This window comes from Mesorhizobium sp. M2A.F.Ca.ET.039.01.1.1 (genome assembly GCF_003998035.1).
Taxonomy (GTDB): domain Bacteria; phylum Pseudomonadota; class Alphaproteobacteria; order Rhizobiales; family Rhizobiaceae; genus Mesorhizobium.
The window spans coordinates 1-804 of the sequence record NZ_RZRY01001357.1 but is presented as its reverse complement, the minus strand read 5'-3'; the positions used below and the strand labels follow the sequence as shown (position 1 = coordinate 804).

General features: G+C 58.8%; 1 pseudogene. It reads left to right on the top strand.

The window, feature by feature from the left end:
* Window positions 1–298: 298 nt before the first annotated feature.
* Window positions 299–804 (top strand): annotated as a pseudogene (locus EOA24_RS39845) (phytanoyl-CoA dioxygenase); the annotation flags it as partial.

Here is an 804-nt window from a genome sequence, read left to right as displayed (position 1 = left end):
ACGAAGCGGCATCCGCGCGAGTTGAGCGTGAGCGTCAGCTCATATTCCGGATGATGGTGCCATTCCAACGGAATGGTCGGGTCGCGCGGCACCCGCACCATCGACCATGAGGCGTCATCGGCGACGGTGACTTTCTCCAGATATGGCTTCACAGCCGGCCCCTGAGAATTCGCCTCGAACGGCGTTTGAATGATAATGGACGCCAGAATAGTATCATTCTGTGCCTGTTAGCGACAACATGCATGTCCGCCGTTCGGTTAGCCTCGTGTTTGACAGGACAACGTCGAGGAGGAAATCGATGGCCCACGCGAAAGACATCACTAAGGACGATCACCCAACATCCAGCCGGGCGACGACCCAACTGTCCAAGATCAGGAAAGCGCTTCCGCTGCGCGTGCTTTCGGACGCCGATTTCGCGCACTGGCAGAGGCGGGGCTTCGTGATCGTGCGCGATGCGGTGCCAATGGAAAATGTCGAGCGTCTCAAGGCACTGCTTTGGGAATTCGAGGAGAAGGACCCCAACTATCCGGCGACCTGGGACGTCACCCAGCGGCGCGACTATGCGCTGAAGGAAATCAACAATGCCGGCATGGTCGAGATCTACAATCATCAGTTCCTGTGGGATAACCGCATGGCGCGGCGCGTCTATGATGCCTTTGTCGATATCTGGGATATGGAGGATCTGTGGGTCGCCATCGACCGCGCCAACCTCAACACGCCCAACAAGGGCAGGCGCGCATCTCCCGGCTTCATCCATTGGGACGCCGACACCTCGCTCGAGCCCAAGCCGATCTCGGTGCAGGG